This is a genomic window from Micromonospora sp. PRAS1 (assembly GCF_059553435.1).
In genome coordinates this window covers 144269-170831 of record NZ_JCANNB010000005.1, presented here as the reverse complement: position 1 = coordinate 170831, position 26563 = coordinate 144269, and the positions used below count along the sequence as shown (strand labels likewise).

20 protein-coding genes are annotated in these 26563 nt (G+C 72.2%); 5 read left to right on the top strand and 15 right to left on the bottom strand.

Features of this window, described 5'->3' with window-relative positions; genetic code table 11:
- Positions 1-4 precede the first annotated feature (4 nt).
- The 4 genes from AC507J_RS07350 to prmC form a co-directional block, all read right to left on the bottom strand.
- Positions 5-2116 carry a transglycosylase domain-containing protein gene (locus tag AC507J_RS07350; protein ID WP_496288301.1) on the bottom strand — a complete coding sequence of 704 codons (2112 nt, stop codon included), beginning with the start codon at positions 2114-2116 and terminating at the stop codon, positions 5-7.
- A gap of 119 nt (positions 2117-2235) precedes the next feature.
- Positions 2236-2847 carry an arsenate reductase/protein-tyrosine-phosphatase family protein gene (locus AC507J_RS07345; RefSeq protein WP_496288300.1) on the bottom strand — a complete coding sequence of 204 codons (612 nt, stop codon included), beginning with the start codon at positions 2845-2847 and terminating at the stop codon, positions 2236-2238.
- Entirely contained in the window at positions 2848-3492 is a 645-nt protein-coding gene (locus tag AC507J_RS07340) for an L-threonylcarbamoyladenylate synthase (RefSeq protein WP_496288373.1), read from the bottom strand.
- Complete coding sequence (gene prmC, locus AC507J_RS07335; RefSeq protein WP_496288299.1) at positions 3492-4385, bottom strand: peptide chain release factor N(5)-glutamine methyltransferase; 894 nt, start codon at positions 4383-4385, stop codon at positions 3492-3494. Before prmC ends, AC507J_RS07340 begins: the two co-directional genes overlap by 1 nt.
- A gap of 134 nt (positions 4386-4519) precedes the next feature.
- On the opposite strand from prmC, the gene AC507J_RS07330 reads away from it, so the two are divergent.
- Positions 4520-6073: a GGDEF domain-containing protein gene (locus AC507J_RS07330; RefSeq protein ID WP_496288298.1), complete on the top strand. Its 1554-nt coding sequence runs from the start codon at positions 4520-4522 to the stop codon at positions 6071-6073.
- A gap of 114 nt (positions 6074-6187) precedes the next feature.
- Here the strand turns inward: AC507J_RS07330 and prfA are convergent, their stop codons facing one another.
- From prfA to AC507J_RS07295, 7 genes are all read right to left on the bottom strand, one after another.
- Positions 6188-7276 (bottom strand): peptide chain release factor 1, encoded by a 1089-nt coding sequence (gene prfA, locus AC507J_RS07325; protein ID WP_496288297.1) that lies wholly within the window; start codon positions 7274-7276, stop codon positions 6188-6190.
- A gap of 93 nt (positions 7277-7369) precedes the next feature.
- Positions 7370-7594: a 50S ribosomal protein L31 gene (rpmE, locus tag AC507J_RS07320; protein ID WP_203867866.1), complete on the bottom strand. Its 225-nt coding sequence runs from the start codon at positions 7592-7594 to the stop codon at positions 7370-7372.
- Positions 7595-7901: 307 nt separating this feature from the next.
- Positions 7902-9956 carry a transcription termination factor Rho gene (gene rho, locus AC507J_RS07315; protein WP_496288296.1) on the bottom strand — a complete coding sequence of 685 codons (2055 nt, stop codon included), beginning with the start codon at positions 9954-9956 and terminating at the stop codon, positions 7902-7904.
- A gap of 294 nt (positions 9957-10250) precedes the next feature.
- A complete protein-coding gene (gene thrB / locus AC507J_RS07310; protein ID WP_496288295.1) occupies positions 10251-11195 on the bottom strand; it encodes a homoserine kinase in 945 nt (314 codons plus the stop codon).
- A 70-nt stretch (positions 11196-11265) separates the two neighbouring features.
- Positions 11266-12510, bottom strand: a complete 1245-nt coding sequence (locus tag AC507J_RS07305; protein WP_496288294.1) for an MFS transporter — start codon at positions 12508-12510, stop codon at positions 11266-11268.
- 113 nt (positions 12511-12623) lie between these two features.
- A complete protein-coding gene (locus tag AC507J_RS07300; RefSeq protein ID WP_496288293.1) occupies positions 12624-15905 on the bottom strand; it encodes an efflux RND transporter permease subunit in 3282 nt (1093 codons plus the stop codon).
- 30 nt (positions 15906-15935) lie between these two features.
- Positions 15936-17750, bottom strand: a complete 1815-nt coding sequence (locus tag AC507J_RS07295; RefSeq protein ID WP_496288292.1) for an ABC transporter ATP-binding protein — start codon at positions 17748-17750, stop codon at positions 15936-15938.
- 72 nt (positions 17751-17822) lie between these two features.
- On the opposite strand from AC507J_RS07295, the gene AC507J_RS07290 reads away from it, so the two are divergent.
- A complete protein-coding gene (locus tag AC507J_RS07290) occupies positions 17823-18437 on the top strand; it encodes a TetR/AcrR family transcriptional regulator (protein WP_496288291.1) in 615 nt (204 codons plus the stop codon).
- 134 nt (positions 18438-18571) lie between these two features.
- On the opposite strand, the gene thrC is transcribed toward AC507J_RS07290, so the two are convergent.
- The 4 genes from thrC to argS all read right to left on the bottom strand — a co-directional run bounded on the left by thrC (position 18572) and on the right by argS (position 24119).
- Entirely contained in the window at positions 18572-19621 is a 1050-nt protein-coding gene (gene thrC, locus AC507J_RS07285; RefSeq protein ID WP_496288290.1) for a threonine synthase, read from the bottom strand.
- A gap of 135 nt (positions 19622-19756) precedes the next feature.
- Positions 19757-21058: a homoserine dehydrogenase gene (locus AC507J_RS07280; RefSeq protein ID WP_496288372.1), complete on the bottom strand. Its 1302-nt coding sequence runs from the start codon at positions 21056-21058 to the stop codon at positions 19757-19759.
- An 8-nt stretch (positions 21059-21066) separates the two neighbouring features.
- Positions 21067-22452, bottom strand: coding sequence for a diaminopimelate decarboxylase (gene lysA / locus AC507J_RS07275; RefSeq protein ID WP_496288289.1), 1386 nt, complete (start codon positions 22450-22452; stop codon positions 21067-21069).
- Between the two features lie 2 nt (positions 22453-22454).
- A complete protein-coding gene (argS, locus tag AC507J_RS07270) occupies positions 22455-24119 on the bottom strand; it encodes an arginine--tRNA ligase (RefSeq protein ID WP_496288288.1) in 1665 nt (554 codons plus the stop codon).
- Positions 24120-24219: 100 nt separating this feature from the next.
- Here argS and AC507J_RS07265 point away from each other — a divergent pair, with 100 nt between their 5' ends.
- The 3 genes from AC507J_RS07265 to AC507J_RS07255 all read left to right on the top strand — a co-directional run bounded on the left by AC507J_RS07265 (position 24220) and on the right by AC507J_RS07255 (position 26544).
- Entirely contained in the window at positions 24220-25023 is an 804-nt protein-coding gene (locus AC507J_RS07265) for a thioredoxin-like domain-containing protein (protein WP_496288287.1), read from the top strand.
- A gap of 1 nt (position 25024) precedes the next feature.
- A complete protein-coding gene (locus AC507J_RS07260) occupies positions 25025-25675 on the top strand; it encodes a DUF305 domain-containing protein (protein ID WP_496288286.1) in 651 nt (216 codons plus the stop codon).
- A gap of 176 nt (positions 25676-25851) precedes the next feature.
- Positions 25852-26544, top strand: a complete 693-nt coding sequence (locus AC507J_RS07255; protein WP_496288285.1) for a winged helix-turn-helix domain-containing protein — start codon at positions 25852-25854, stop codon at positions 26542-26544.
- Positions 26545-26563: the final 19 nt, after the last annotated feature.

The window sequence follows — 26563 nt, the reverse complement described above, 5'->3', positions numbered from 1 at the left end:
CCACTCACTCGCCGGTGCGTTGCCCGGTCGCCTGCCAGGCCGTCCGCTCGCTGGGCGGCACGAAGTCGCGTACCGGCTGGTCCCGAAGCGCGAAGGCGAGGATCTCCCCCACCGACTCGACCATGCCGCTCTGCACCGTCCGCCCGACCGCGTCGCGGGGGTCGTCCGGGTTGGCCGCGATCGCGGCGACCGCCAGCTGCGGGGTGAAGGCCACCACGGTCTCCGTGGCGTACCGCTCGGAGCTGCCGGTCTTGCCACCCACCGGCCGGCCGAGCTGGCTGCGTAGCTGGGTGGCGGTGCCGCCGGCACAGGCGTGGTACATCGACTGGTCACCGACCGGGCAGCGGGCGGCGTCGGTCCCCGCCCGGGCCACGTCGACGTCGAGCACCTGCCGGCAGTCCGGCTGCCCGGCGAGCACCCGACGGCCGGCAGCGTCGGTGATCGAGGTGATCGGCGTGGGTGCGCACCAGGTGCCCTCAGCCGCCAGCGTGGCGTACGCGCCGGCCAGGTCCAGCGGGGTGGTGGCGGCGACGCCCAGGGTGAACGGTCCCCACTCACGCGCGCCGTGCCGGGCCAGCTGCGCGTCCTCTTCGGCCCGCAGCACGATGCCCAGCCGCTCGGCCATCTCCACCACCCGGTCCGCGCCGACCCGCTCCGTGAGCCAGGCGAAGTACGTGTTGACCGAGCGACCGAACGCCGTCCACATGTCCTGTTCGCCGGTGGTCAGCGAGTTCGCGTTCTGCGGGCACCAGTAACCGCCGCAACTCGTCTCGCCGCTGATCCGGAAACCGGTGACGATCCGGCGGGGCGCGTCGAAGACGGTGTTCAGCGGCATCCCGGCCTCCAGGGCGGCCAGCATGGTGAAGAGCTTGAACGTGGAGCCGGCCTGGTACCCGACGATCGAGCCGCCACCGGCCACGAGCTGGTTGACGGTGTTCGGATGGTTCTGCTGGCCGGGCGGATTCGCCGCCACGCTGTAGACCCGGTTGACCGACATGGCCAGGACCCGCCCGGTGCCCGGCTGGACGACGGCGGTCGGCAGGGCGTACGGCTCCTCGGCCGAGTAGATCCGCCGGACCTGTTCGGTGGTGGCCCGCTGCACCGTCGGGTCGAGCGAGGAGACCACGGTGAAGCCGCCTCGGCGCAGGGTGCGCTGCCGCTCGTCGACGCTGCCGCCGAACGCCGACTGGTCGTTCCACCAACGGGTGAACCAGTCGCAGAAGAAGCCCCAGTCGTTGTGCCCCTCGGGCACCGCCGTGCAGTCGTTCGGAGTCTCGCTGGGGCGCAGGTCCAGCGGCTCCGCCTTGACCCGGGCCGCCACGTCGGGCGCCAACTGGCCGGCCTCGACCATCCGGTCCAGTACGTACCCGCGGCGGGCCAGCGCGCTGTCCGCGTCGCCGTTGATCGGGTCGTCGGTGTCCGGGGAACGGACCAGCCCGGCCAGCAGCGCCGCCTGGGCCAGCGTCAACTCCGCCGGTGAGGTGGAGAAGTAGCGCTTGCTGGCGGCCGCGATGCCGTACGCACCCGCGCCGAAGTAGGCGATGTTGAGGTACCGGGTGAGGATCTGGTCCTTGCTCAGCTCCCGTTCCAGCGCCAGCGCGTACCGGATCTCCTGGAGCTTGCGGGCGGTGCTCACCTCGGTGGCCGCGGCCCGCTGCGCCTCGCTCAGTCTGGGGTCGGTGCTCAGCACGTTGCGGACGTACTGCATGGTCAGCGTGGAGGCGCCCTGCCGGGTGGCGCCGTCGCGCCGGTTGGCGGTCAACGCCCGCGCAATGCCGCGCAGGTCCACGCCGTTGTGCTGGTAGAAGCGGGCGTCCTCGGCGGCGATCATCGCCTGCCGCAGCACCGGAGCCACCTCGCCCAGCGGCACGTCCACCCGGTCCTCCTGGTAGAAGGAGGTGATCAGGGTGGTGCCGTCGTTGGCGTACAGGTTCGTCCGCTGGGCGGTCGGCGGCGTCCGCAGGGTGTTCGGCAGCTCCGCGTACGGCGCGGCGAGCGCCGAGAAGCCGATACCGAACACAAGCGCGGCCGGCAGGGCCGCGGCGGCCAGGACCAGCCCCGCCAACGCGCCGGCCAGCAGGACGGTGAACACTTTCGGCAGAAACGCCCGGGTCATCAGCTCTCCCCGCAGGAGCCGGCAGGACCCTCCCAGAATGGCGCTAATCGCCCTTCTAGCCGCCCTTTCCACCAACCTGGAGGAAATTCACACTTTCAGGGCAGGTGGCCCGGGACCGGTCAGGGCAGCAGGACAGCGGCCAGCGGGTGCACGGTTTCCTCGATCTCGTCGGCCACCCGGGTGAAGCACTGGTCACCGCGTCCCCACGGGTCGTCGAGATCGTCGGTGGGCAGCGGGGTGCTGCCCTGCCGGGCCGCGTGCGCGACGTCCACAAGCGCCACGCCACGGGCGTAGACCGCCTCCGGGGTGGCCTCGGCCGGCGGCAGCCCGGTCGCGTCCAGGGCGGCCAGCAGCCGGCCGAACTCACCCAGCACGAAGGTGCGCGAGGCGGCGTCGGGTCGCAGCGCCACCACGTACTCCTGCTGGTCGGCGGTGGCGGTGAGGACCAGGTCGGCCGCGTCGATGTGCTCCGAACGCAGCCGGCGCGCGGCGAACCCGGAGGCGCTGCCGCCCCGGCTGGCCACCTGGCGAGCCGCGGGCGGGTTCATCTCCTCACCGGCGTGCCAACCGCCGGTGCCCGCGCTGTGGCTGTGCAGCAGTTCGTCGGCCCGGCCCGGGTCGGCGTCGCGCCGGCTGAGCCGCTCTCGCACGGCGAGGGTGAGCAGCCGCTCGGCCATCGGCGAGCGGCAGATGTTTCCCATGCAGACGTGCAGGACGGTGAAGGGAGGCACCTAGGCCACCTGACTCTCGCGTAGGTCCGGCACCACGTCACGCAGTCTGGCCAGGTCGATCGCGCCTTCCCGAACGAGCACCGGCTCGTCGCCGGTGAGGTCCACGATCGTGCTCGGCACCGGGTTGATGGCCGGTCCGGCCTCCAGGTATGCCCGCACCGAATAGGCCAGCTGGCTGCGTGCCTCTTCTGCGGTGAGCGCGGGCGGCTCGCCGGTCTTGTTGGCCGAGGCGACGGCCATCGGACCGGTCTCCCGTAGCACCTCCAGCGCCACCGGGTGCAGCGGCATCCGCACCGCCACCACGCCGCTGTCGTCACCGAGCTCCCAACGCAGGCTCGCCGAGTGGCGCACCAGGATGGTCAACGCGCCCGGCCAGAACGCCTCCACCAGGTCACGCGCCGCCGACGGCAGGGTGTAGACCAGGCCGTCGAGGGTGTGCCGGGAGCCGATCAGCACCGGTGGTGCCGTGTGCGCCGCACCCTTGGCGTCCAGCAGTGCCTTGACCGCGTACGGGGTGAAGGCGTCCGCCCCGATCCCGTAGACCGTGTCGGTTGGCAGGACGACCAGCTCGCCGTTGCGAACCGCCTCGATGGCCGCAGCGATGCCGCGGTCCCGGTCGGCCAGCGACCGGCAGTCGTAGAGCATCACGAGGAGCCAGTCTGCCACGTGTCGGCCGGTCCGGGCTGCGGGCGGTCCGCGCGGCGAGACGCGGTCGCGAATCGGGGCCGGCCGGCGAGGTCGTGGTGGTCGGCGATCGTGACGTAGTGGCCGTCGGCCGCGAGCAGGCCGGGCAGCACCTCGCCGTGCGTGTCGTCGTGCTCGATGCCGAGCCCGCCGCCGGGTCGCAACAGGGCCGCCGCGCGGTGGATCACCGGACGGATCACGGTCAGGCCGTCCGCCCCGCCGAACACCGCCTCCGCCGGATCGTGCCCGGCCACCTCGGGTGGTACCGCCACCGACCGAGGGACGTAGGGCGGGTTGCACACCAGCACGTCCACCTGGCCGACCAGTTCGGCCAGCAGGTCCGGATCGGTCGCGTCCGCCTGGACCACCTCGATCGGCCGGTCCCCCACGGCGACCCGGGCCGCCGCATTGCGGCGTAGCCAGGAGAGCGCCTCCGGGGAACGTTCCACCGCCACCACCCGGGCGGCCGGCACCTCCTGGGCCACCGACAACGCGATCGCGCCGGAGCCGCTGCAGAGGTCCACCACCAACGGCGTCGGCCCCGCCGCGGCGCGGGCCTGTTCAACGGCCCAGCCGGCGAGCAGCTCGGTCTCCGGGCGCGGTACGAAGACGCCCGGCCCGACGGCCAGCTCCAGATGCCGGAAACCGGCGCTGCCGGTCAGATGTTGCAGCGGCTCCCGGCGGGACCGGCGGCTCACCAACGCTCGGTAGCGGTCGAGCTGACCGTCGGTGAAACCGTCGGCGAGGGCCAGCCGTCCCCGGGGCACCCCGAGCACGTACGCGGCCAACAGTTCGGCCTCGGCCCGCGCCGAGGTCACGCCGGCTTCGGCCAGGTCACGGGCGGCGTGGGCCACTATTGGAGTGGGGCGTCGCCGTCTCGTCCCTTCGGACGGGTGTTGCGGCTCGGTGGTCACGCAATAATCATGAGGCGTCGCGATGCACGTGCATAAGCAGGTGCAGCCGGCGACACACCGACGGGAGGTCGCGGGTGGGCTGGCTCGACCGGGTCGATGACCAGGTTGACGCCCTGACGAAGGCGCGGGCGTTGCAGGAGGTGAGCCGCTCGGTCGAGGCGTGCGCGATCCTGGATCGGGTGATCTGCACCACCCGGGATCCACACGCTCGCGCCGACGCGCTCGTGCAACGCCTCTCCGCGCTGATCAACCTGGGCCGGACCGCCGAGTACACCCGGGCCATCGAGGAGGCCGCCGCCACGGTGCGCGACCTCGCCGAGCCCTACCTGCACGGGCACCTCAACGCGCTCGCCGCGCTGGCCGCCCACCACCAGGGCGCCCTGGACCGCTGCGTCACGCACCTGGTGAAGGCCGCCCGCGCGCTGAGCGCGGTGGACGACTCGGACCGGGACACCGCCTGGGGCTGGCACGACCTGGCGATGGCCTACTCGTACCTCAGCTTCCACGGCTACGCGCTCGGGGCGATCGAACGGGCCCGCCAGCTCGGCACCGCCGCCGGGATCCCGGAGGAGACGTTCGCCGCCCCGGGCATCCGGCTGCGCAACGCGGTGGCCCTGGACCACACCGGCGACAGCGACGGCTGCCTGCGCGTACTGCGCGATGTCGGGCTCGACCTCGACCGGTTCGTCGCGGCCGGGCGCGCCGACCGGCTACGCCCGAGCAGCCTGGCCGCCTACGGATACGCCGCCGCCCGCCGGGCCGCCCTCGGCGATCGTGTCGACGGGCCCGGCGGCGACACCGATCCGGCCCGGCTGCTCGGGCACGGCGCGGACAGCGCCCGGGCCCGGGACATGCGCCAACTCGGCCAGGTCTGCCTGGCCATCGCCGCCGGCCGGCCGATCGAGGCGGTCGCCCGGCTGGACACCGTCCAGGTGTCCGCCGAGACCCTCGGTGCCGCCGAGCCCGCAAGGCTGCGCAGCATGGCGCTGGGCCGGGCGGGCGACCACGCCGCCGCGCACCGCGCCGACCGGCTGGCCTTCCGGCTCGCCGCCCAGCGTCACGACCGGCTCCGGGACGTCTACATCGACGGCATCGCGGCCCGCATCGACCACGAGGAGATGCGCCGCGAGGCGGCGCGGTTCGAGGGCGAGGCGCTGACCGACCCGCTGACCGGGCTGCCGAACCGACGTCGGCTGGAGCGCTACATCGCGGCGGTGGTGTCCCGGGGTGAGCGGGTGGTGATCGGCGTCTGTGACCTGGACGGGTTCAAGGCGGTGAACACCCGCCACGGGCACCACTCGGGAGACCTGGTCCTCCAGCGGATCGCCGGAGTGATCAACAGGGTGATGCGCCGGGGCGACTTCGTGGCCCGCTACGGCGGTGACGAGTTCGTGGTGGTGCTACCGGGGGCGGGGATGACCGAGGCGACGGAGGTGGCCCGCCGCATCGACGCCGCCGTACGCACCGAGGACTGGGAGTCCCTCGTGCCCGGCACCCCGGTCGGCGTCAGCATCGGCTTCTCCGAGGTGGGCGCCGGCGGTCCGGGCCAGCGGGACGCGCTGAGCGCCGCCTTCGAGGCCGCCGACCGCGAGATGCTCCAGGCGAAGGTCCGTCCGCGCAGCGCCTGAGGCGGGTCAGCGCAGAGCGCCCGGGTCGGGCCAGCGCCGGGGTCGGGCCGGCGCCGGGGTCGGGTCAGCGCCCGGGTCCGGTCAGCGCCGGGTCGGGTCAGCGCCCGGGTCGGGTCAACGTCGGGCGAGTTCCGCGTCACCGGCCAGGCGGGCGGCCCGGTCCGCCTCGCTGAGGGCGTCGAGCACGCCGTCCAACTCCCCGGCGAGGGCCAGGTCCAGGTTGTACGCCGTGTAGCCGATCCGGTGGTCGGTGATCCGGTTCTGCGGGAAGTTGTACGTGCGGATGCGCTCCGAGCGGTCGACCGTACGCACCTGCGCCTTGCGGGCGTCCGAGGCGGCCGCGTCGGCCTGCTCCTGAGCCGCGGCGAGGAGCCGCGCCCGCAGGATACGCATCGCCTGCTCCCGGTTCTGCAACTGGGACTTCTCGTTCTGGCAGGAGACCACGATGCCGGTGGGCAGGTGGGTGATCCGCACCGCCGAGTCGGTGGTGTTCACCGACTGGCCGCCCGGCCCGGACGAGCGGAACACGTCGATCCGCAGCTCGTTGGGGTCGATTGTGACGTCGACCTCTTCGGCCTCGGGCAGCACGAGTACCCCGGCCGCGCTGGTGTGGATGCGCCCCTGCGACTCGGTGACCGGAACCCGCTGGACGCGGTGCACGCCACCCTCCCACTTCAACCGGGACCAGACCCCGTTGCCGCCCTCCGGCACCCCCTTGGCCTTGATCGCCAGGGAGACGTCCTTGACCCCACCAAGGTCGGAGTCCTGGGCGTCGATGACCTCGGTGAGCCAGCCGCGCCGTTCCGCGTACCGGGTGTACATGCGCAGCAGGTCAGCGGCGAACAACGCCGACTCCTCACCGCCCTCGCCGGCCTTGATCTCGACGATGACGTCCTTGGCGTCGTGCGGATCACGTGGGATCAACAACTCGGCCAGCCGTTCCTCCAGCTCCGGCAGGGTCGACGCGATCGCCTCGGCCTCGGCCGCGAAGGACGGGTCCTCGGCGGCCAGTTCCCGGGCCGCAGCCAGATCCGCCCGAGCCTGCTCCAGCTCGGCGGCGGCCTTGTGCAGCGGGACCAGTTCGGCGTAGCGCCGTCCCACCCGGCGGGCGGTGCCCTGGTCGGCGTGGATGGCGGGGTCGGCCAACCGCTTCTCCAGCTCGGCGTACTCGTCGAGGAGGGCGGTCAGGCGCTCGCTGCTCATGTGGTGGATCGCTCCTTGAACGCGGACAGACCGGGACAGATACGGCCGACGCCCGCGCCCGGCGGGAACCGGACGCGGGCGTCGATCGAGGAGCTACTTGGCCTTCTTGGCCTGAACCTTGGCGTACTTCTGCTGGAACTTCGCGACCCGGCCAGCGGTGTCCAGAACGCGCTGCTTGCCCGTGTAGAACGGGTGGCAGGCACTGCACGTCTCGACGTGGATCGAGCCGCCCTTGGCGGTGCTGCGGGTGGTGAAGGTGTTGCCGCAGGAGCAGGTGACCTCGGTGGTCACGTACTCCGGGTGGATGTTGGGCTTCATATCGCCTCGGTCCTCTCGTGATGGTCGCCGGGTCGCCCGCGCACCAGGTGCGCTGATCAGGGCGTGAACCGGAACCGGTGGCCGATTGACCAGTCTGCCATGGGCCGGAGCCGAACCCGGAGGCGGCCCGCACCGGACTGGTCGCCGGTAGCAACAGCGGGCCGTCCATCCGCATTCCCGCCGCTCACGGGAAGCATTCCCGCCACGCCCGCCGGAAGCATTCCGCCGCCCGAGGGCATTCGGCGGGTACGCCGAGGGGCGCGACCGGTGCCGGCCACGCCCCTCGGTCGATCCTCGTCGGGGAAGCTCACTCCCCCGGCGTCGACTTGGCGATCTGCATCAGGAACTCGATGTTCGTCCGGGACTGCTTGAGCCGGTCCAGCAGGAGGTCGAGCGATGCCTGCGAGTCCAGCGAGTGCAGCACCTTGCGGAGCTTGTGCACGATGGCCAGCTCCTCCGGCGCGAGCAGGATCTCCTCCTTGCGGGTGCCGGACGCGCTGACATCCACGGCCGGGAAGGTCCGCTTGTCGGCGATCTTCCGGTCCAGCTTCAGCTCCGCGTTACCGGTGCCCTTGAACTCCTCGAAGATGACCGTGTCCGCCATCGAACCGGTCTCCACAAGCGCGGTGGCGAGAATGGTGAGCGAACCGCCGTTCTCGATGTTGCGAGCCGCGCCGAGGAAGCGCTTCGGCGGGTAGAGCGCGGTGGAGTCGATACCACCCGACATGATCCGGCCGCTGGCCGGCGCCGCCAGGTTGTACGACCGACCCAGCCGGGTCACCGAGTCGAGCAGTACGACCACGTCGTGGCCCAGCTCGACCAGGCGCTTGGCCCGCTCGATCGCCAGCTCGGCGACGGTGGTGTGGTCCTGCGGCGGACGGTCGAACGTGGCCGCGATGACCTCGCCCTTCACCGAACGCTGCATGTCGGTGACCTCTTCGGGCCGCTCGTCCACCAGCACCACCATCAGGTGGCACTCCGGGTTGTTGTGCGTGATCGCGTTCGCGATCGCCTGGAGCACCATGGTCTTACCGGCCTTCGGCGGCGAGACGATAAGCGCCCGCTGGCCCTTGCCGATCGGCATGACCAGGTCGATCACCCGGGTGGTGAGGATGTGCGGCTCGGTCTCCAACCGCAACCGCTCCTGCGGGTACAGCGGGGTGAGCTTGTAGAACTCCGGCCGCCGCTTCGCCTCGTCCGACTCCATCCCGTTGATGGTGTCCAGCCGGACCAGCGGGTTGTACTTGTCCCGCCGCTGCTCGCCGTCGCGGGCCGCCCGGACCGCGCCGGTGATCGCGTCACCCCGGCGCAGGCCGTACTTCTTGATCTGGGACATCGACACGTACACGTCGTTCGGCCCGGCCAGGTAGCCGGTGGTCCGGACGAAGGCGTAGTTGTCGAGCACGTCCACGATGCCGGCGACGGGGACGAGCACGTCGTCCTCGCCGACCTGCGGCTCGCGACCGTTGTCGCCACCGGACTCGCTGCGGTCGCCGCGACCACGGCGACGGTCCCGGAAGCGGCTGCGCCGGCTCCGCCGACCGCCGCCATCGCCGTCGTCGTCGCCGTCGTTGTCTCGCTCGGCACGCTGCCCGCGCTCGTTACGGTCACCCCGGTCACCCCGGTCACCGCGCTCGTTGCGCTCGCCCCGCTCACCGCGCTCGCCCCGGTCACCGCGCTCGTTGCGCTCGCCCCGGTCGGCACGCTCCGCACGCTCGCCCCGCTCGTTACGGTCACCCCGCTCGGCGCGGTCAGCCCGCTCGGCGCGATCGCCACGCTCGGCGCGGTCGGCACGCTCAGCCCGGTCGGCACGCTCGGCGCGGTCGGCACGCTCGGCGCGGTCGGCACGCTCGGTCCGGTCCTCACGCTCGGCCCGGTCGCCCCGCTCGGCACGGTCACGGCCCGTGCGGCCCTCGGTCCGCTCGCCAGACTCGGCGGCGGCCTCCTCGGCGCGGGGCTCGGCCGCGGCTGCCCGGCTGCGCCGGGTCCGGGTACGCCCCTCGGTCTCGGTGCTCGCCGCCGGCTGCTCGGCGGCACGCCGTTCGGCCTTCGGCTGCTCAGCCGTCTCGCGTACCTCCGCGTGGACCTCCTCGCGGACCGGGGCGGCGGCCGCCGCGACCTCGGCCCGTGGTCGAGGGGCCCCGGCGGCGCTGCCCTGCCGCTCGGTGATCGCGCTGATCAGCTCGCCCTTACGCATGCGAGCCGTACCAGAGATGCCGAGCGACGCGGCCAGGCTCTGCAGCTCCGGCAGCAGCATCGCCGACAGGCCGGTGCCGCTGCGCCGGCGGCGGGCAGGGGCAGCGGTGGTGGCATCGCCAGCGACGTTGGAAACATCCGACGTCACGTCGGTGGTGTCGCTCAATGGATTCCTTCCCTCGATAGGCCGGGACTGCCCGGTGTCGAAATCAGGTGGCCGGGCGGCCTCGGTGCACCCGCCTCGCATGACGCTCTGCGGGAGTCTGTGACACAGCAGCCGGTCGGTCGCCCGACCCACCAGGAGACCGGTGAGCGGGTTTCGCCGTCTGCGGCGACCGGTGAAGACTGCGGTGCGGCGTGGGCCTAGGCAGGGATGACGGGCTTACCGCCGAAAGCTTCGGGGGTGCGCCGACCCGCAGGAGATCGCATGCTTCGCGGCTGTGCTAGGTCTAGAGCGTAATCAACTCTTCCGACCTGCGGCAACAGGGTCCCGCTCCGCGTGTCCGAGTCTACCCTGTCCGACCTGTGCGCCGGGTATGTCTATCGCCAACCGCAGGACTTCCCAATCTGTTCCCGGATCGAACCCTTCGGGCAGCTCAGACAGGGCGAGCACGGTCGGCCCGGCCCCGCTGACCACAGCGGCCACACCGGCCACACGAAGCTGCCCGACCAGGGCCGCCGTCCCGGGCATGCCGGGCGCACGGTAGTCCTGATGCAACCGGTCGACGGTGGCCGGCAGCAACAGCGCCGGCTGCGCGGTAAGCGCGTGCACCAGCAGCGCCGCCCGGCCGGCGGTCAACGCGGCGTCGGCGTGCGGCACGCTGGCCGGCAGGGCGGCCCGGGCGGTGGCGGTCAGGCCGCGCTCGGCGGGCACCAGGACCGTCGGGCGTACGCCTTCGGCCACCGGCAACGACACGGCCCGCGCGCCGCCCGGTTCCGTCCAGGCCACCGTGAAGCCGCCGAGCAGGCAGGGTGCCACGTTGTCCGGGTGCCCCTCGATCCGCGCGGCCAACCGCAGCGCGTCGTGGTCGTCGAGCCGCTGGACCCCGTCCGTCACCAGCGCCCGGGCCAGCAGCACCCCGGCGACGATGGCCGCCGAGGAGGAGCCGAGGCCACGAGCCTGCGGGATCCGGTTCACACACTCCACCGCTAGCCCCGGCGGCTGCCCACCGAGTTCGTCGAAGGCCGCCCGCATCGCGCGTACCACCAGGTGGTTGTCGTCGCCCGGCAGCTCACCGGCGCCCTCGCCGGTCACCGACACCGTCACCCCGCCCGGTGTCACCTCGGCCGCGACATCGTCGTGGAGGGTGAGGGCGAGTCCCAGGGCGTCGAAGCCGGGCCCCAGGTTCGCGCTGGTGGCGGGGACCCGGACCCGGACCGGGCCGGCGGCGAATGTGGTTGGCACGCGCCCATGCTAGGGCCCGGGACCGGGCCGGTGGAGCACCACCCGCCCGCCGGGCGCGACAGTTCCGGGCTCACGCCACCGGCGTACCCGGCGGCGCGGTGGCCGGTTCGGCGAGCGAGAGTCGCCGGGTGGCGACCCGCCAGCCGATCGCGTAGACCAGCGTGACCAGGCCACAGCCGGCCAGTACGACCCGCTCGTCCACCAGGTCCACCACGCCCGCGACGACCAGTTGGCTGACCGAGATCGCCAGGGTCGCCAGCATCATGTCGGTGGCGAAGACCCGCCCCCGCAACCGGTCCGGCACCTCGCCCTGCAAGGCGAAGTTGGACATCACCCAGTTGCTGCCACCGGCGAAGTGCGCCACGAAGACCAGGACCAGCACCAGCCAGAACCAGGGCGCCACCGAGGTGCCGAGGTAGGCCAGCCCGTACGCCGACATGGACAGAGCCAGCCCCGGCAGCAGCCACGCCCGGTTGGTCAACACCCGGCGCATCAGGATCGGACCGAACAGAGCGCCCGCGCCGCGTACCGCGAAGAGCAGGCCGGCGCCCACCGGGCCGACCGCGTACACCCCGGCGAGCAGCGGGAAGACGGTCAGCACGCCGTTGCCCAGGCCGACCGCCGACTTCACAGTCACCAACGCCAGCACCCGCGGGCGGTGCCCGATGTAGCCCAGTGCCTCGCGGATCGCGGCCCAGGTCTGTGGCGTCGGGACGTCCCGCTCCCGCGGTGCCTGCAACGGCCGGCGGATGAGCATGGCCAGGCTCGCGGCGCCGACCAGGGCCACCGCGCCGACCCAGAAGCAGACGTACGGCCCGACCGCGGCGCTCAGCACGCCGCCGAGCGACGCACCGACGATGGTCATCGTGCCCCAGGCCGAGCCCGCCACCGCATTACCGGCGGCCAGTTCCTCCGGGTCGAGCACGTTTGGCAGCGCGGCCTGCGCGGCCGGCGAGTAGAACGCCTTGGCCACCGCGACCACGCCGATGCCGAGCATCGCCAACCAGGCCGTGTCGGCGCTGCGCACGCCGAGCAGGAGCAGCACGCCGGCCAGCGCGGCGACGTTCGCCACGACCATGATCTTGCGGCGGTCGAAGCGGTCCGCGATGGTGCCGGTGTACGGCAGCAGCAGCGCCACGATGCCGGTGTCCACGGCGAGCACCAGGGCGCCCCACACGCCGCTGCCGGTCAGTTTCGGCAGCAGCACAAGCAACGGCACCATGACGAACCAGTCGGCACCGAACATCACCAGTTGGGCCAGGAACAGGTTACGGAAGTTCCGGTTACGGGTGAGCACGGAGCGGGTGGACGCCACGGAGCGGAACCCTACCGGGCGGCGGTCGGCGGTCGAGTCCCAGCTTGGACAGCAGCTCGGACCGGCGACGCCCCCGGCGGGTCGGGACCCACCGGGGGCGTCGCGTCACCCGCTCAGCTGTTCGGCGGGAAGGGCGACTGCCGACTCTTCGGCAGCCGGAGCACCTCGAACTGGTCGGTACCGTCCACCAGCGCGCCCGAGGGCGCCGCCGGCACCGGCCGGCTCTGCGGCGTACGCTCCCCCGCCGGAGTCGACTCGGCCGTGGCCGGCTCGGTGCCGGCCCGTTCCGCGTCGGCCCGGTCCGGGTCGGTCGGGGCATCCGGCCGCTCCTCGGCGGAGCGAGGCTGGCGCCGGCTCCGCAGCGACTGCTTGGTGTCCTCCACCATCGCGTACAGCGTCGGCACCAGGATCAGGGTGAGCAGGGTGGAGCTGAGCAGCCCGCCGATCACCACGATCGCCAGCGGCCGGGAGATGAAGCCGCCCTCGCCGGTGAGCCCGAAGGCCATCGGCGTCAACGCGAAGATGGTGGCGATGGCGGTCATCAGGATCGGCCGCAGCCGGTGCCGACCACCCTCGACCACCGCCTCCCGCACCCCGAGCCCCTGGGCCCGGTACTGGTTGACCAGGTCCAGCAGCACGATCGCGTTGGTCACCACGATGCCGACCAGCATCAGCACGCCGATCAGCGCCGGCACGCTCAGCGCCGTGCCGGTGACCAGCAGCAGGGCGACCGCGCCGGTGGCCGCGAACGGGATGGAGACCAGCAGGATCAACGCCTGCACCACACTGCGGAAGGTCGCCATCATGATCAGGAACACGATCGCGATCGCGGCCAGCACCGCCAGACCCAGGTCGGCGAAGGTTTCCTGCTGCTCGGCGCTTACCCCACCGAGGGTCAGCGTGGCACCCGGCACGTCGATCGCGTCCAGCCGGCTCTGCAACTCGGTGCTGATCGCGCCGAGGTCGGAGCCGGTGACCGTGCCGGTCACCGAGACGCTGCGCTCGCCGTCGATCCGGCTGACCTGCTGCGGCCCCTCGGTCTCGGTGACCTGGGCGATGGCGTCCAGCCGCACCGGGCCGACCGGCAGCGCCTTCAGCTCCTCGACCGTCACCGGCGGCTGCGGCGACAGCCGCAGCACGATGTCCCGCCGCTCGCCGTCGAGGCTCACCTGGCCCACCGGCGTACCGCGGAACGCCTGCCCGACCAGCTCGCCGACCGCGGCCTCGGTGAGCCCGGCCCGGCTGGCGGCGACCCGGTCGACGGCCACGTCGATCCGCGGCACCCGGTCGGCCAGGGTGGTCGACACGTCCTCGACGCCCTCGATACCGGCCAGCGCCGCCTGGGCCTGCTCCGCGGCCCGGGCCAGCGCCTCCGGGTCGGCGGCCCGGACCACCACCGCCAGTTCGTTGGCGGCGGCACCGCCCTGCCCCGCCGGGAAGGTGATCTCGCCGGCCTCCGGGCCGAGCTGCGCCAACCGGTCCCGCAGGATGCCGCGCATCTCGACGGCGTCGGTGTCGCCGCCGAGCCGCAGCGCGTAGCTGGCCACGTTGTTGCCGGCGCTGCCGGCCCACGGGTTGTCCCCACCACCGGCGGTCACCTGGTACGACTGCACGCCCGGAGTCTCCGCCAGCACCGCCTCGACGCGCCGGGCGGCGGCGTCGGTGCCGGCCAGCCCGGTACCCACCGGCAGTTCCTGCCGGATGTTCAGGGTGTCCTGACCGGAGTCGTCGAGGAAGTTCGTCTCCAACTGGCGGGCCAGGCCGAAGGTGCCGAAGAGGACGAGCAGGCCGGCGGCCAGGGTCGCCCAGCGGTACGCCCGCCGCCCGGTGGCGAACCGGATCACCGGCAGGTACGCCCGCTGCAACGGGCTACGCAGCTCGCGCTGCTCGGCGGCCCGGCGGATGGCGGCGCCGTCGGCCCCGGTCACCGGCTTGAGGAACCAGTACGCGAGCACCGGGACCACCGTCAGCGAGACCAGCAGCGAGGCGAGCAACGCCACGGTGACGGTGATCGCGAACGGCGCGAAGAGCTGGCCGACGAAGCCGCCGACCAGTGCGATGGGTGCGAAGACGGCCACGGTGGTGAGGGTGGACGCGGTGACCGCCCCGGCCACCTCACGGACGGCGGTGAGGATCGCCTCCCGCTTCGACCCGCCATACGTCAGGTGGCGCTTGATGTTCTCCAGCACGACGATCGAGTCGTCCACCACGCGGCCGACCGCGACGGTCAACGCGCCGAGGGTGAGCAGGTTGAGCGAGTAGTTGCCGATCCAGAGCGCGAGCAGCGCGACCACCACGGACAGTGGGATGGATACCGCGGTGACCACCGTGGAACGCACCGAGAGCAGGAACACCAGGATGACCACCACGGCCATGATCAGACCCAGCAGGCCCTCGGTGCTCAACGTCTTGATGGACTTCTCCACGAACGGGGCCTGGTCGAGCACCACGGTCAGCTCGGCACCGGTGGCCTCGCGCAGCTCGGCGAGCCGGTCGGTGACCGCGTGCGAGATCTCCACGGCGTTGCCGTCCGGGTCCGCAGTGACCGCGATGCCCAGACTCTCCGCGCCGTTGGTGCGGGTGATCGCGGTGGGCGGGGTGAGCTGTTCGGAAACCGTGGCCACGTCGCCGAGGCGGACCGGACCCGCCTTGCCGGCCGGCGGCGCGACGACGATCCCACGCAGCTCGTCCAGTGTGGTCAGCGGGGCACCGACCTGCACCGGCAGGGTGCGCTCGCCGTCGATGACGGCACCGGCCGGCACCGCCACCCCGTTGGCCCGCAACGCCGTGCCGATCGCGGTCGGCTGCACCTTCGCCCGCGCCAGCTTGGCCGGATCCGGCGTGATCACCACGAGGTCGTCCCGGACCCCGGTCAGCTCCACGCTGCGGACGCCCTCGATCGCCGCCAGTTCCGGCACCACCGTGTCGCGCAGCTTGCCGGCCAGGGTGCGCTCGTCGGCACCGCCACCGGTCGCGGCCAGCACCACGGCGGGCAGGTCGTCGGTGCTGCCCGCGAGCACCTGCGGCTCGACGCCGTCGGGCAGCCGGGTGCGGTTCAGCGCGGTCTGCATCTTGTTGACCACGTCGTCCAGGTCGGTGCCGAACTCGTACTGGACGGTGATCGTGGTGAGGCCCTCGCGAGAGGTGGAGGTGACCGTGTCGAGCGCGGGAATTCCCCGCAGGCTGTTCTCGATCGGCTCGGTCACCTGTGCCTCGACGACCTCCGGCGCGGCGCCGGGGTACGAGGCCACGATGAAGGCGGCGGGAAACTCCAGCGACGGCAGGAGTTGCTGCTTCAGCGACGGCACGGCGTACGCACCGAACGCCGTGGTCACCACCGCGATGAGGGCTACCAGCCCCCGGTTGGCGAGGCTGAATCTGGCGAGCAGCGACATCGGCGTGGCTCACTCCTGAAGGAGACGGACCTAGGGTACGAGCAGTGTGCCCGACCCGATCCGCCCGTCGGTTTCCGGGGCGGTACCGATCCGCAACGACGCCACCAGGTCCCGGTAGAGTTCGTCGCCCTGCAACAGGGTCGGATGATCGCCGACGGCCCGGATCCGGCCACGCTCCATCACCACGATCTGGTCGGCGTCGAGCACTGTGGAGAGCCGGTGGGCAATGGTGATCACCGCGCCGGCCTCGGCCCGCTGCCGGACACACCGGCCGACCGCCGCCTCGGTCAGCCCGTCGACCTGGGAGGTCGCCTCGTCGAGCAGCAGCACGTCCGGGGTACGCAACACGGCCCGGGCCAGCGCGATGCGCTGCCGCTCGCCACCGGAGACGGTGGTGGCGGTAAGTGGCGCGTCCAGTCCGAGGTCGAGCGAGGCGACCCGGTCGTGCAGGTCGACCGCGCGCAACGCCGCCCACAGTTCGTCGTCGGTCGCATCGGGATGGGTGAAGCGCAGGTTGTCGCCGATCGTGCCCGGCACCACCGGCGCCTCCTGCTCGACATAGGCCAGCCGGGCGCGGACCTCGCCAGGCGTGTACTCGGGGTACGGGCGGCCGTCGAGCAGCAGCCGGCCGTGCTCGGGTTCGAGGAAGCGCAGCAGCAGCGAGAAGAGGGTGGTCTTGCCCGCGCCGGAGGGCCCGACGATCGCGGTGTGCCCGACGCGCGGGATCTCCAGGTCGATCTCCTGCACCGCTGGCGGCGCCGAGGGCGCGTACCGCGCGGTGACGCCCTGGAAGGTCAGCACCGGCCCGGTGGCGGGAGCCACGGCGCCGGTCGGTCCGCCGCCCGATGCCGGCGTGGCTGGCTCGACCGTGATCGCCTCGATCTCCCGCAGCCGGCCCGCCGCCGCGATGCCGGCCTGCATGGCCGTCATGTTCTGGGTGAGTTCGCTGATCGGGCCCATCAACTGGAAGGCGTAGAGCAGGAACGCGATCAACGTGGAGACCTCGATCAGGCCGCGCTCGGCCCGCGCGGCACCGAAGCCGAGGATGACGATCACGGCAACCTGGATGCCGGTCCAGGAGATCGTCCAGACCGCGGCGGTACGCCGCACGGCGTACACGCTGTGCCGCGCGGAATCCCGGGCGTACGTGGTGATCAGCTCGGCCTGGCGACGCTCGGCACGGCTGGCCTTGACCGTCCGGATGGCCCGCAACGAGCCCTCCAGGGCACCGCCGAGCCGCCCCACCGATTCCTGTGCCGCCTCCTGCGCGCGCCCGATGGAGGGCAGCAGCAGACCCATCAGCACGCCGACGACGACCACTGCGGCCATGGTGACGCCGAGCAGGACCAGGTCCAGGGTGCCCATCAGCACCAACGTGCCGAGCAGCGCCACCGCCCCGTTGATCAGACCGACCAGGCTGCCTGAGGCCTCGCGCAGCAGCGCCGGGTCGGAGGTGGCCCGGGTGACCAGTTCGCCGCCGGGTCGCCGGGTGATGTGCTCGATCCGGGCGGCGAAGTAGCGCCGGATCACGCCGGTCCGCGCGTCGAGCACCACCCGCTCGGCGAGGCCGCCCATCAACAGCCACTGCCAGAGCGAGATGGCGGCCCCGACCACCACCAGGGTCAGCAGCACGGCGACCGGGCGGGCCAGCGACCCGCCGGAACCGAGGGTGTCCAGCACCCACTTGGTCACCAGCGGGGCGGCGAGCCCGGCGGCGTTCGCCACCAGGCCGAGCAGCAGCCCGAGCAGCATGGCCGGCCAGTGCGGTCGCAGGTACGCCAGCAGCAGAGCGGTACGAGCGCGCGGGGCGATGAGCTGAGGGTCGGCGACGCTGGTCTCGGTCATCCCGCAATGGAACATCGGTGTTCTATTACGGGCAAGTCATATTCCAAATTAGTACATTGATAGCCTCAGGGCGTGGCGACTTCCGAGGAAAGCGGCAGCCGGGCGCGAACCCGGCAGGCCATCCTTCAGGCTGCGATCGAGGTGTGGAGCCGCAACCAGGCCGCCAGCCTGAGCGAGATCGCCACCGCCGCGCAGGTCGGCCGGACCACCCTGCACCGCTACTTCGCCGAGCGGTCAGACCTGCTGGCCGGCGTGGTCGTCGAGGGCGTGGCACGGCTCAACCGGGCCACCGCCAGGGCCCGGCTGAGCGAGGGCAGCGGCGCCGAGGCGCTGCACCGACTCTGCGCCGAGTACTTCGACCTGGGCGACCTGCTCTCGCTGATCTTCGCCGATCCGCAGCTCGTCTCGGATCCGGCCTGGACCACCGAAGTCTGCGACGACGACTTCCACGCCATGGTCGCCCGGGGCCATGCCGATGGCAGCATCGACCCGGCACTGCCCGCGACCTGGTTGCAGTCGGTGCTCTGGTCACAGCTCTACGCCGGCTGGAGCTACCTGGCCGAGCACGACGTCTCCCGCCACGAGGTGCTCACCCTGGTCACCCGCACCATCGCCGGCGCCATCACCCCCCAACCCCCCGCACCCGCACCCGCACCCGCACCCGCACCCGCACCCGCACCAAGTTGATCATGAAGTTATTGCCCTGGAAAGCGCTTGCCGCTGACAATAACTTCATGATCAACGGGCAGGGCAGGGGGTGGAGCGCGGGCAGGGCAGGGGGTGGAGCGCGGGCAGGGTGGGGGTGGGGGTGGGGGTGGGGGTCAGGTGAGGTCTAGGGAGCGGGCGGCGGCGAGCGGGTCGTTGGCGATGGTGACCGGGGTGGGGGCGGTGGAGATCGCCCACTCCGGGTCCTTCAGGCCGTGCCCGGTGACCGTGCAGACCACCGTGGAACCGGCGGGCACCCGACCGGCGGCGGCCTGCTGGAGCAGACCCGCCACGCTGGCCGCGCTGCCGAGTTCGACGAAGACGCCGACCTCCCGGGCCAGCAAGCGGTACGCGGCGAGGATGTCCCGGTCGGTGACCGCGTCGATCAGACCGCCTGAGGCGTCCCGGGCGTCCAGGGCCTTGGTCCAGCTTGCCGGGTTGCCGATCCGGATGGCGGTGGCGATGGTGGAGGGCTCGGGAACCACCTTGCCGGTGACGATCGGCGCGGCGCCGGCGGCCTGGAAGCCGTACATCTTCGGGGTACGGCTGGCGTTGCCGGCGGCGGCGTCCTCGGTGTAGCCCATCCAGTAGGCGGTGATGTTGCCGGCGTTGCCCACCGGCAGGCAGTGGATGTCCGGCGCGTCACCGAGCGCCTCGACGATCTCGAACGCCGCCGTCTTCTGGCCGTGCAGCCGATCGATGTTCACCGAGTTGACCAGGGCCACCGGGTAGTCCTGAGCGAGCTTGGCGGCCAACGCCAGGCAGTCGTCGAAGTTGCCGTTGATCTGGAGCAGCTTGGCGCCGTGCACCAGCGCCTGGGCCAGCTTGCCCAGCGCGATCTTGCCTTGCGGCACCAGCACCGCGCAGGTCACCCCGGCCCGGGCCGCGTACGCGGCGGCGGAGGCGCTGGTGTTGCCGGTCGAGGCGCAGATGATCGCCTTGTTGCCGGCCTCGACCGCCTTGGAGACCGCCATGGTCATGCCGCGATCCTTGAACGAGCCGGTCGGGTTCGCGCCCTCCACCTTGAGGTAGACGTCGCAGCCGAGCCGGGCGGAGAGCACCGGCGCGGGCAGCAACGGGGTGTTCCCCTCGTGCAGGGTGACGACGGGCGTGGCCTCGGTGACCGGCAGTCGGTCCCGGTAGGCGTCGATCAGGCCCCGCCACATGTCGCTCTCCTCGCCTCTGTCCCGTCCGGGTCATCCCCAGCCTCGCGCAGCCCGGCGGGCCGCGTCCGGTCGCACCCTCGCACACCCATCTGGCGGGACACCGGATCACCCGCCGCACCAGCCGAACAGCCTCGGTCAGAGACCGCCCTCGACGCGCAGCACGCTCGCCACCGACCGGACGATCTCCAGGCCGCGCAGTTCCCGAACGGTCGCGGCGAGCGCCGCGTCCGGTGCCACATGGGTCACGATCACCAGTACCGCCTCGCCGTTGCCGCCGCCGGCCGGGCCCTGTCGCACCGTGGCGATTGAGACGTCGTGCCGGGCGAAGACGCCGGCCACCGCCTCCAGCACCCCCGGACGGTCGGCCACGTCGAGGCTGATGTGGTAGCGGGTGAGCGCCTCCCCCATCGGCCGGACCGGCAGGGCCGCGTACGCGGACTCGCTGGCCGCGCGGACCCCGGCGAGCCGGTTGCGGGCCACCGCCACCACGTCGCCGAGCACCGCGCTGGCGGTCGGCGCACCACCCGCGCCCCGCCCGTAGAACATCAGCTGCCCGGCGGCCTCCGCCTCGACGAATACCGCGTTGAACGCATCGCCGACGCTTGCCAGCGGATGGGTCAGCGGGATCATCGCCGGGTGCACCCGCACGCTCACCGTTTCCCGGCCCTGGGCGTCGGTGCCCCGGGCCGCGATGCAGAGCAGCTTGATCGTGCAGCCCATCGCCTTCGCGCTGGCCATGTCGGCCGCGGTGACCTCGGTGATGCCCTCCCGGTGCACGTCGGCCGCGCCGACCCGGCTGTGGAAGGCCAGCGAGGCGAGGATGGCCGCCTTGGCCGCCGCGTCGAAGCCCTCCACGTCCGCGGTCGGGTCGGCCTCGGCGTACCCCAGCTCGGTCGCCTCCTCGAGCGCCTCGGCGAAGCCGGCGCCAGTGGCGTGCATGGCGGAGAGGATGAAGTTCGTGGTGCCGTTGACGATGCCGGTGACCTGGGTGATCCGGTCTCCGTGCAGCGACTCGCGCAGCGGGCGCAGCAGCGGGATCGCTCCGGCCACCGAGGCCTCGTAGTAGAGGTCGCCGCCGCCCTCGGCCGCCGCGTCGTGCAGCGCGCCGCCGTCCTCGGCGAGCAGTGCCTTGTTGGCGGTGACCACGCTCTTGCCCGCCCGCAGCGCCTCGACCAGCCAGCCGCGCGCCGGCTCGATCCCGCCGATCACCTCGACCACCACGTCCACGTCGTCGCGCTTGATCAGCCCGAGCGCATCGGTGGTGAACAGGCCCGGGTCGACCGGCAGGTCGCCGCGGTCCCGGCCGAGGCGGCGTACCGCGATGCCGGCGATCTCCAGCGGCGCACCGATCCGGGCGGCGAGGTCCGCCGACTGCTCGTTCAGCAGCCGGACCACCTCGGCACCGACGGTGCCGCAACCGAGCAGGGCCAGGCGCACAGGTGACTTCATCCAACATCCAATGCCAGCAGGTCCTCTTCAGTCTCCCGTCGAACGATCAGTCGGGCCTGGCCGTCACGGACCGCCACCACCGGGGGGCGGGGCACATGGTTGTAGTTGCTGGCCATGCTGCGACAGTAGGCACCCGTACCGGGCACCGCGACAAGATCTCCGGGCTGCACGTCGGCGGGCAGGAATTCATCCTTCACCACGATGTCCCCGGACTCACAATGCTTTCCCACCACGCGGGCGAGCATCGGCTCCGCGCCGCTGGCCCGGGAGGCCAGGGTGGCCGAGTACGAGGCGTCGTAGAGGGCCGTGCGGATGTTGTCGCTCATCCCGCCGTCCACGCTCACGTACGTGCGGATGCCATCGACGTCCTTGATCGTGCCCACCTGGTAGAGGGTGAACACGGCCGGGCCGACGATCGCCCGGCCCGGCTCGATGGAGAGCTGCGGCACCACCAGCCGCTCCGCCGCGCACTCCGAATCCACGATCTTGCGCAGTCGCTTGGCCAGGTCGTGCGGGGTCGAGGGGTCGTCCTGCGTGGTGTACGCAATGCCGAAGCCACCGCCGAGGTCCAGCTCGGGCAGCTCCACGCCCCGGGCGTCGCGGATCTGCGCCTGAAGGGCCAGCACCCGGCGGGCGGAGACCTCGAAGCCGCTGGTGTCGAAGATCTGCGAGCCGATGTGCGAGTGCAGGCCGCGCAGCTCCAGCACGTCCTCGTCGAGGATGCGCAGCGCGGCGGCGATGGCCGCCCCGCCGGCCAGCGAGAAACCGAACTTCTGGTCCTCGTGGGCGGTGGCGATGAACTCGTGGGTGTGCGCCTCCACCCCGACGGTGACCCGGAGCAGCACCCGGGGGCGTACGCCCCGTTCGCGGGCCAGCGCGGTGAGCCGGTCGATCTCGGCGAACGAGTCGACGATGATCCGGCCGACGCCGACCTCCAGGGCCCGGCTCAGCTCGGCCACGGACTTGTTGTTGCCGTGGAACCCGATCCGTTCCGGGGGCATCCCGCCGGCCAGCGCCACGGCCAGTTCGCCGCCGCTGCACACGTCGAGGAAGAGCCCCTCCTCGGCGATCATCCGGACCACCGCCCGGCAGAGGAACGCCTTGCCCGCGTAGTAGATGTCCTCGTCCGGGAAGGCCGCCCGGAAGTCGCGGCAGCGCGAGCGGAGATCGTCCTCGTCGAGCACGTAGACCGGGGTGCCGAACCGGGCAGCGAGGTCGCGTACGTCCAGGCCCGCGACGACGAGCGCGCCGGCCTCGCCGCGTGTGGTGTTGCGCGGCCAGAGCTGCGGCATCAGGGCGTTGACGTCGGCCGGGGTACGCAGCCAGGCCGGCCCCCGGTTGCCGAGGTCGCCGTGCAGGGCACCTGCCTCGTGAGCGCGCATGGTTACATCCTCTCCGGAGCCGAGACGCCGAGCAGGCGCAGCCCGTTGGCGATCACGACCCGGGTGGCGTCGTTGAGCCAGAGCCGGGCCCGGTGCAGGTCGGTGACCTCTTCGTCACCCCGGGGCAGGATCCGGCAGTTGTCGTAGAACCGGTGGTACGCCCCGGCCAGGTCCTCCAGGTAGCGGGCCACCCGGTGCGGCTCGCGCAGCTCGGCGGCGGCGGCGACCACGGCCGGGAACTCGGCGAGCGCCTTGAGCAGCTCGTTCTCCTTGTCGTGGTCGAGCAGCTCGGGCCGGAAGGCGTCGGCGTCGCCCCGGGTCAGGCCGACCTCGGCGGCGTTGCGCCCGACGCTTGCGGTCCGGGCCGCCACGTACTGCACGTAGTAGACCGGGTTGTCCCGGGTGGCCCGGGTCCACAGCTCGATGTCGATGTCGATGGGCGAGTCGCTGGAGTAGCGGGCCAGCACGTAGCGGGCGGCGTCCACCCCGATCGCGTCGACCAGGTCCTCCAGGGTGACCACGGTGCCGGCGCGCTTGCTCATCCGTACCGGCGCACCGTCGCGGACCAGGCTGACCAGCTGGCCGATGAGGATCTCCAGGGTGCGGTCGGGGTCGTCGCCGAAGCAGGCGGCCATCGCCTTCATCCGGCCGAGGTAGCCGTGGTGGTCCGCGCCCAGCATGATCACGACCCGGTCGAAGCCGCGTTCCCGCTTGTCGAGGTAGTACGCGCAGTCCGCAGCGAAGTACGTCCACTCGCCGTTGGACTTGCGCAGCACCCGGTCCTTGTCGTCGCCGAAGTCGGTGGTCCGCAGCCAGGTGGCGCCGTCGGCGTCGAAGACGTGCCCCTGCTCGCGCAGCCGGGTCAGGGCCAGCTCCAGCTCACCCCGGTCGTGCAGGTCCTTCTCGTTGAAGTAGGTGTCGAACTCCACCCCGAAGTCGCGCAGCGAGGACTTGATCTCCTCGAACATCAGCGCGACGCCCTCGACCCGGAACACCTCCTCGGCGGCGGCGTCGGCCAGCCCCAGCACGTCGGGGCGGCGGGCGGTGACCTCGGCGGCGATCTCACCGATGTACGCGCCGCCGTAGCCGTCCTCCGGCGCCGGCTCGCCCTTGGCGGCGGCGAGCAGCGAGCGGGCGAAGCGGTCGATCTGCGAACCGGCGTCGTTGAAGTAGTACTCCGTGCCGACCTCTGCTCCGGTGGCCCGCAGCAGCCGGCTCAGCGCGTCGCCGACCGCCGCCCAGCGGACCCCGCCGATGTGCACCGGGCCGGTCGGGTTGGCCGAGACGAACTCCAGGTTGATCTTCAGGCCGGCGAGCCGGTCGCCCCGGCCGTACTCCGTGCCGGCCTCGACGATCGTCCGGGCCAGCTGGCCGGCGGCGGCGGCGTCGAGCCGGATGTTCAGGAAGCCCGGACCGGCGATCTCCACCGACTTGATCCCGGGCGTGCTGGCCAGTTGGGCGGCCAACGCGGCGGCCAGCTCCCGGGGCGGGACGCCCACCTTCTTGCTCAGCTGCAACGCCAGCGTGGCGGCGTAGTCGCCGTGCTCGGGGTTGCGGGGTCGCTCGACCGTCGTCTGCTCCGGCAGCGCGGAGCGGTCCAGCCCTCGGTCGGCGAAGACGGCGTGAGCGGCAGCGAGGACGGCTTCGGCGAGTTCTGCGGGAGTCACCGATCCATGTTATCGGGGGTAGACTCGGTCCCCGCGGCGGCGACCCGGCATCGGGGGCCGGGCCGCCGGATCCCCTGACCGACCGACCTGACGAGGACCGATGAGCATCAGCACCCCGGGCGGCCCGCAGCGCCGTCCGACCGTGGTCAGCACCGGCAAGAAGCCGGCGGCGGGTCGGCCGGCCGCCGGCGCCAAGGCTGGTTCCGGCAAGCCGGCGACCCCCCAGCGCTCCGGCGGCGGCAAGGGGCCGCGCAAGCCGATCAGCCCGGTCAAGGTCAGCCAGGGCCGGCCCTGGGGGCCGATCGCGCTCTTCGTCGCCGTGGGTGTGCTCGCCACCGCGATCATCGGGTACGGCGCCTATGCGACCTTCCAGGGCAGCCAGTCCTGGGAGGACAAGGCCGCCGGGATCGAGGGCATCGTCAACTACCGCGAAACGGACCCGGAAGCCATAAGCAACCAGGAGCACCGGACCGGCAAGCAGGAGTACGCGCAGAGCCCGCCGGTCGGCGGCCCGCACAACAACACCTGGCAGCGCTGCCTCGGCGACGTCTACGACTCGCCGATCGCCAGTGAGCACGTGCTGCACAGCATGGAGCACGGTGCCGTCTGGCTCACCTACCGCCCGGACCTGCCCGCGGCCGACGTGGAGAAGCTGGCCAGCATGATCCGCGGCAACGACTTCATGCTGATGAGCCCGTACGAGGGCCTCGACAAGCCGGTCTCCATCCAGGCTTGGGGTTACCAGCTCAAGGTCGACAACGCCGACGACCCGCGGATCAAGGAGTTCGCCACCACGCTGGCGCAGAACGCCTCGGTCGAGCCGGGCGCGACCTGCTCCGCCGGCAACTACACCACCGGCACCGGCACGGAGCCGCGCGAGCTCCAGCCGTCGATGGGCGGCTGACATGTCCACCGCGGTGCAGGAGCCGGCGACAGTGGAGGGCACCGGCGGGGCACCACCCCGCTCCGCCCGGACGCTGCGCTACCTGACCCTGGCCGTGGCGGCGCTGCTGCTGCTCGGCGTGGGCTGGACGGGCGCGACGCTCTTCGCCGGGCGCACCCCGGGCGAGGAGTCGGCCGAGGCCGGCTTCGCCCGGGACATGTCCCGTCACCACGCCCAGGCGGTGGAGATGGCCATGATCGGCTACGCCAACGGCCAGAACCCCGAGATCCGGCAGATCAGCTACGACATCGCCCTGACCCAGCAGGCCCAGGTCGGTCAGATGCAACGCTGGTTGCAGGAGTGGGACCTGCTGCCGACGGGCTCCCGACCGGCCATGGAGTGGATGCCCGACGGGGTGGGGGTGGACGAAAACGGCCTGATGCCCGGAATGGCAACCCGCGAGGAGATCGTCCAGCTGCGCGAGGCCCAGGGCGCCGAGGTCGACAGGCTCTTCCTGGAACTGATGATCAAGCATCACATCGGCGGCGTCCACATGGCCGACGGGGTGCTCAAGGCCACCGATCGCCCCGAGGTGATCCGGATGGCGGAGGCGATGAAGCAGGCGCAGCAGAAGGAGATCAACGAGCTGCGCAAGCTTCAGCAGGCCGGCTGAACCGCCCGCGCCCGACCGACCCGACGCCGCCCCGCTCACCAAGAGCGGGGCGGCGTCTTCGTTGCAGCGCATCGCCCTTAAGTACGGGGATGAAGGTTTCCGCACCGGGTTGGGACCATAAGACCGATTTTCCCTCTAGGGGTTACTTGAGGGGAAGTGCACTCGTTGTCCAGCACGTGGGGGTTGCACTCAGAGACGCGCAGCGCTCGGTCACCAGCTGGTGCCGGCGCCACACCATCGGTGGTGACGGGACGGTGGCCGCCGTCCGTCGCGGACAGCGGCAGGGTGAGCCGGGAGCACTCAGCCGCGAACAGGAGCTGGAACTCATCGACACCCTCCGGGGCGCCCACCCCGACGCGTTCGGCCTGAATGAGGAGTTGTGGACCCGACAGAGTCTGCACGCCCTGATCGAGCAGCACTTCGGGCTGACCCTGGACGTCGGTGCGGTCGGGGCGTACCTGCGGGCCTGGGGGCTCGGCCCGCGTGAACCCCGGGAGCGGGCCTGCGGGCTCTGTGTCGGCGCGGTCGAGCGCTGGGTACGCAGCGAGTACCCGGCGATCACGCGGGCGGCCCAGGAGCACCTCGCCGAGGTCTACTGGATCGGCCGGGTCCGGCTGCGGGGCACCATGCCGGCGGCCGACGTGATCTCCGCCGTCTCCTCGCGGGGCCGGGTGCGCTTCATGATCACCACGCCGTCGGTGGACCCGCGGCTGCCGCGCGACTTCGTGCTCCGGCTCAGCGGTGCCGAGCAGCGCACCGTCCACCTGATCGTGGACGGCTCCTGGGCCCGCAACGAGTGGCCGCGTCGACTCCCCCGCCGCATCGTGCCGCACCCGCTGCCGAGCTGCGGGCGGGCGCTGGCCGCGTGACTCACCGGTACCGATTCGG

Excerpts from the sequence above, each read along its gene's own strand:
- AC507J_RS07350 (WP_496288301.1), bottom strand. The coding sequence starts at position 2,116 with ATGACCCGGGCGTTTCTGCCGAAAGTGTTCACCGTCCTGCTGGCCGGC.
- AC507J_RS07340 (WP_496288373.1), bottom strand. The coding sequence starts at position 3,492 with ATGCTCTACGACTGCCGGTCGCTGGCCGACCGGGACCGCGGCATCGCT.
- prfA (WP_496288297.1), bottom strand. The coding sequence starts at position 7,276 with ATGAGCAGCGAGCGCCTGACCGCCCTCCTCGACGAGTACGCCGAGCTG.
- rpmE (WP_203867866.1), bottom strand. The coding sequence starts at position 7,594 with ATGAAGCCCAACATCCACCCGGAGTACGTGACCACCGAGGTCACCTGC.
- AC507J_RS07300 (WP_496288293.1), bottom strand. The coding sequence starts at position 15,905 with ATGTCGCTGCTCGCCAGATTCAGCCTCGCCAACCGGGGGCTGGTAGCC.
- AC507J_RS07295 (WP_496288292.1), bottom strand. The coding sequence starts at position 17,750 with ATGACCGAGACCAGCGTCGCCGACCCTCAGCTCATCGCCCCGCGCGCT.
- thrC (WP_496288290.1), bottom strand. The coding sequence starts at position 19,621 with ATGTGGCGGGGCCTGATCGACGCCTACCGGGACCGACTGCCGGTCACC.
- lysA (WP_496288289.1), bottom strand. The coding sequence starts at position 22,452 with ATGCGCGCTCACGAGGCAGGTGCCCTGCACGGCGACCTCGGCAACCGG.
- AC507J_RS07265 (WP_496288287.1), top strand. The coding sequence starts at position 24,220 with ATGAGCATCAGCACCCCGGGCGGCCCGCAGCGCCGTCCGACCGTGGTC.
- AC507J_RS07260 (WP_496288286.1), top strand. The coding sequence starts at position 25,025 with ATGTCCACCGCGGTGCAGGAGCCGGCGACAGTGGAGGGCACCGGCGGG.